This window comes from Roseofilum sp. (genome assembly GCF_982964205.1).
This window is the reverse complement of record NZ_CEZBFX010000108.1, coordinates 12,095-17,305: the sequence shown is the minus strand read 5'-3', so window position 1 is coordinate 17,305 and position 5,211 is coordinate 12,095. Positions and strand designations below refer to the sequence as shown.

General features: G+C 44.7%; 2 protein-coding genes. Both read right to left on the bottom strand.

The genetic code is table 11. The features are described from left to right. Window positions 1-327: 327 nt before the first annotated feature. Entirely contained in the window at window positions 328-1,698 is a 1,371-nt protein-coding gene (locus AC3A14_RS20045) for a hybrid sensor histidine kinase/response regulator (RefSeq protein WP_318736890.1), read from the bottom strand. Between the two features lie 11 nt (window positions 1,699-1,709). Then, on the bottom strand, window positions 1,710-5,087 hold the full coding sequence (locus tag AC3A14_RS20040) for an amino acid permease (RefSeq protein ID WP_487779124.1): 3,378 nt from the start codon (window positions 5,085-5,087) through the stop codon (window positions 1,710-1,712). Between the last annotated feature and the right edge of the window lie 124 nt (window positions 5,088-5,211).

Here is a 5,211-nt window from a genome sequence, read left to right as displayed (position 1 = left end):
GCTCTCCTTCATAGATTTTTGAGCCAATTTGATAGCCAGGAAGTGTTGGGGTCATTAGTCTAGTCTTTATTAGGGATAGCGATCGCCAAAGAAGTGCCTTTGTCCTGTTCAGAAGTATAGTTTACTTCTGCTGGTGGTACGGGTCTGCTTTACCTAATTTCATCAACAGGTAACTTCAAGACCATTTGTCTATGTACTTTTGGCGAAATTTAGATTATAGCCTTTATATTTAGATTCCAGTAGAGATCGCGATCGCTCCTGCGTGGCGATCCCATTCCTCCTATCTTGCTGAAGAGTCCATAACCTGGTTTTGGCGATCGCACTAACCTATCCATTTTTTATCTCTGTATCATTTAATTCAGGAATAGTAATCGTAAATTCACTCCCTTTACCCAATTCCGATCTGAAAGCTATTGTCCCACCATGTTGTTCTTGGACAATTTTGTAGGCGATCGCCAGTCCCAACCCTGTACCTTTTCCCACCGCCTTCGTTGTAAATCCTTGCTCGAATATTTTCGTTTTCACCTCTTCTGGCATTCCCCTGCCATTATCCACAATTCTAACGATTATACATTTTTTATCTTGACTAAATTCTGTGCTTATAGTAATGCAATTGGGTTTCGTTTCAATTTCTGTAAATGGTTTTCCTGCATTGCTTTCATCCAAGGCATCAATAGCATTAGACAAAAGATTCATAAATACTTGATTGATGGGGCCAACATAACAGTTCATTTCAGGAATATCGCCATAGTTTTTCACGATCTCAATAGCGGGTCGTTCTTCATTGGCTTTCAGTCGATATTTGAGAATTAAGAGAGTGCTATCTAGACCCTCATGGAGATTGAATTTAACTTTTTCACCAGCATCACTGCGAGAAAAAGTTCGCAACGACGTACTAATATTTTGAATGCGATCGCATCCCGTTTGCATCGATTCAATCAGTTTAGGAAAATCTTCCCGAATAAAATCAGGATCAAAATCTTCAATCTCGTCCAGAATTGACTCAGGAGGGGACGTGTTTTCTTGATAGAGAGCCAGAATTTCGAGCAAGTCTTGCAAATAGTCTTGTGCAGCACCGATATTCCCACCAATAAAACAGAGAGGATTATTAATTTCGTGGGCGACTCCTGCCACTAACTGACCTAATGTAGCCATTTTTTCACCTTGGACTAATTGCAGTTGGGCTTCTTGAAGTTGCTCTAAGCGTCGGCACAATTCTTGGTTGGTCTGTTGCAGTAGCACATTTTGTTCCGCTAATTTTAGATCTTGAAGTGCATTTTTTTGCTGTAATTCCTGTTGTAAGCGGTGCAAAGAGAGATGGGTTTTTACCCTCGCCCAAACCTCTTCCGCCTGAAACGGCTTAGTAATATAATCGACTCCACCGACTTCAAAGGCCTTCAATTTGTCCAGCACTTCATCAAAAGCACTGACGAAAATCACCGGAATATCTCGCGTTCTTTCATCCTCTTTGAGATGCTGACAGACTTGGTAGCCATCCATCTCTGGCATGGAAATATCCAGTAATATCAGGTCTGGATAGTCTAAATGAATGCCTTGGAGGGCTAACTTACCGCTCGGAATGGGTCTAACGGTGTATCCTTTCTCTGATAACAAACCCATCAATAGTTGTAAGTTAGCGGGAGTATCATCAATAATTAAGATATTGCCTGAATCGCCGTTCATTTGCTCACTATTCATAGAGGTTTATATTATTCGGTCAGTAAATTTAGAATTTTCTGATAGTCAAAGCGATCGCAACATGCTTTGATCGCCTGAGCTAAAGGGGGATCGTCAGCAGCAATCTCGTCTAGAACTATGGCCAACAGCTTAAGATTGCCCGTGAGTAACAATTCCTGTAATTGTTGCCGGAGAGTCTCTGGGAGTTCCATCAACGCTTCTCGGGTTAATCTATTTTCTGTGGAAGTTGCACTGGAAGTGTCAATTTCTTCGGGGCCTTCATAAACATAGCGCACCCCTAAATGGTTCTGTATAGCCTCCAGGATTTCTTCTTGTCGAAATGGTTTGCGTAGAAAGTCATCGCAGCCAGCAGAGACGACCACTGCTCTCTCTTCTTCTAAGACACTAGCAGTTAGGGCAATAATTACCGTATTTTGTCCTTTAATTGTGGTTTTAATCCGGCGTGTTGCTTCGTATCCATCCAGAACTGGCATCCTCATATCCATCCAAATCAAGTGGGGTTCCCAATTGCGCCAAGTTTCTATGGCTTCTTTACCATTGCTGGCTTCTTTAAGTTCAAACCCCAAGGGAGATAGCAATTGGTTTAATAACTTGCGATTCAAAGGCTTGTCATCGACCAGTAAAATCCGGTAGCGAGGTTGACCGGGTTCGAGGGCGATAACATGCTGTTTGGGTTTGCGCGCTTCGACTTGGTCTTGTTTTATAGGAATAGCGTTGATATCAAATTGAAAGACTGTGCCTTTTCCAACCTGGGAGCGAACTGTCAGCTCACCTCCCATCAATTGGACAAAGGAACGGCTGATCGTTAGGCCTAATCCGGTTCCCTCTTGGGCCTTTTTGCCGCTGGTGGTTTGGGAAAATGCTTCAAAGAGCTGGTCTAATTCTTGTTCTGCAATTCCAGCTCCGGTATCTTCTACTTCAAAAATTAGTTTAACCTGGGTATCAGAGTAGGTGGAACTAGGTGCGACTCTCACCGATACTCCTCCCGTTTCTGTGAATTTAATAGCATTGTTAATCAAGTTAATCAGAATTTGGCGCACTTTGAGTTCATCGGTACAAATATACCGGTTTAAATCCGGCTCCCATTCTATTCCTAAGTGTAGCCCTTTTGCCTCTGCTTTCAAGTGTAGTAAATCTTCTATATCGGAGAGTAAGCGATACAAATCAAAGTTCTTGGGATTCAGAGTGGTTCGTCCAGCTTCAATTTTCGAGAGGTCGAGAACATTGTTAATTAAGGTGAGTAGATGTTCTCCACTACGGTTGATAATGCTCACGTTTTCTTGGTGTTCTTCTGGCAGGGTTGGGGAGCGAATCATCAGTTGGGAAAAACCGAGAATGGCATTGAGGGGCGTTCTCAGTTCGTGACTCATGCTGGCAATAAAGTTGCTTTTTGCAGCGCTGGCAGTATCGGCTTTTTCTTTGGCAAGTTGGAGTTCGGCAGTGCGCTCTTCAACTCTCAATTCTAATTGTTGCGCTTGCTCTCTGAGTTGGGACTCTGATTTTCGTAGGGCAGTTTCAGCTTGTTTTTGTTCAGTAATATCTCGCAGAATAATGACATTTTCTTCAAAAAAGTTGTGGGTTAATTCTGAGGTGGACATTTCTAGGACGATCGCCCGTTCCCCTAAGATTAATTGCTGTTCGCTCAATCGCGGCCAGCGTTCTACAGTATCCGGCAAATTTCTTAGATAGTCTTTGAGGGGGCGGCCGATCAGGTCGCGTCTATCGGTTTCAAACAATGCGGTCATGGCTGGGTTAACTTGGCGAATGACTCCCAGGCGGTCGATCGCTCCGATGGCATCTTGGGCAATGGTAAATAAAAGTTCTGCTTGTTCTCTGGCTTCGGCAATTCTAGCAACTTGAGGTAAGCTTGTCCAACAGGCGATCGCTACTCCTACAAATCCCACTGTTAAGATAACAATCACCAGCACGCTATTTCGGATCTCTGGGGGCAGCCAGTGGAATCGAGAACTCATCAACCAACCGAGTGCTGCTGCCCCGCAAACGAGAAAGATCAATACCGAGACTTGAAGCCCAACAAAATCATTAAAATCTCCGGCTGGCCTCATTTGATAGCGCTTGTTCCACCAAGTGGGCTGAAAAATGGGCAGTTTTAAGGACAATCGATCGATCGCGCGATCGCCTAAAATCAGTACGATTGGGATGGCTAAACCCACACAAAAATCAGTCACGCTCCAAGCTAAACCGCCAACCACCAGCACCAGGGTTTCGACGATCAGAAAACCGAGAGACCACCACGGCCAAAGCACTTCGGGCTTTTCACGATTGAGCCATAGTCCCAGATGAAGCACCATCATGGAAACGAGATAGCCAATTCCGGTGATGGAGATAATCCGCAAAACATTTCCCCAAATTAAGCAAGCGATGCTAATGATTAATGTGGCAGTGAGGGCAGGCCCTAAAACGCCTCGACGGGAAACCACGCCAAATACTGGGGAAATATAGTCATCAAGAGCAAGTTGGTAGAGAACTCTAGCACTTAGGGCGACTGTGGTGGCACAACTGAGCAAAGAGGCAAAGGCAATAAGCAATACAATTAATACGGTGGCCGAGTCTCCCCAAAAGGACTGAGCGCTTTGGATCAGGTTGAGCAGAGTATCGTCTCCGAATGTGAGATCTCTATCCAATCTCATAACCACCCAAGAGCCGCCAATATAGACAATGGGCAATAGTCCAGCGGTCAGTTTCAGATAGTGGAGTGCTGAACTGGGTTGGCGACTATCAGCAATAAAGGCCGTTGCACCTTCACTACCATAAACAGCATAGACGGCGACTAAATACCATTTTGCCCATTCTACTGGCGCGAAAGGAGACCAGCGATCGGGGAAAAAGCCTGGACTGTCCGGAGACAGAACTAACCACCCCAATCCCTGAATCGCAAAAACTAGGAGGAAGCCGATCGCCGGCAGCATAAAGATCAGGTGTAGAATGGCTAGGGCGCGGTTGCCACTGAACGCTAAGATAAAGGCAATTAAGGTAAAGCCAATATTGAGAGCTGTATTGGGGATCTCAATGCTATAGGGCGTTAGGAGCGCTGCAATTAAATCCGTCAAAACAATAGCATTAATGGGAATCAGAGCTGCCCAACTAATGAAGTAACCACTGGCTGCATATAAACCCAAACCTGGATAAGACTTTAGCAAGCGGGTTGCGTAGTTGGATGTGCCGCCTGACATCTCCGGCCAATAACTGCCCAACCGAGCTAATTGGAGATTGAGTAAGATCGCCACAATAACAGCAGGTAACCAAACCCATAGTGCTTGAGGGCCTAAAGCATAATCCATTCCAATCACCGTTCCCGGCCAGACTAATAATCCCGTCAGGCTAAATCCAAAATCTTCTAAGCGACTAAAACTACGAGTTAGCCGCATGGTTAGTTTCTGATGTTGAGGTTGTGCGACTAAGCGGGACATAGGCTAGAGTAGCAATTATTTTAGTTTCCCAGAAGTAAATAAATACTTGAATCTGGATCGGGTCAATCGGCTGACTATGGAT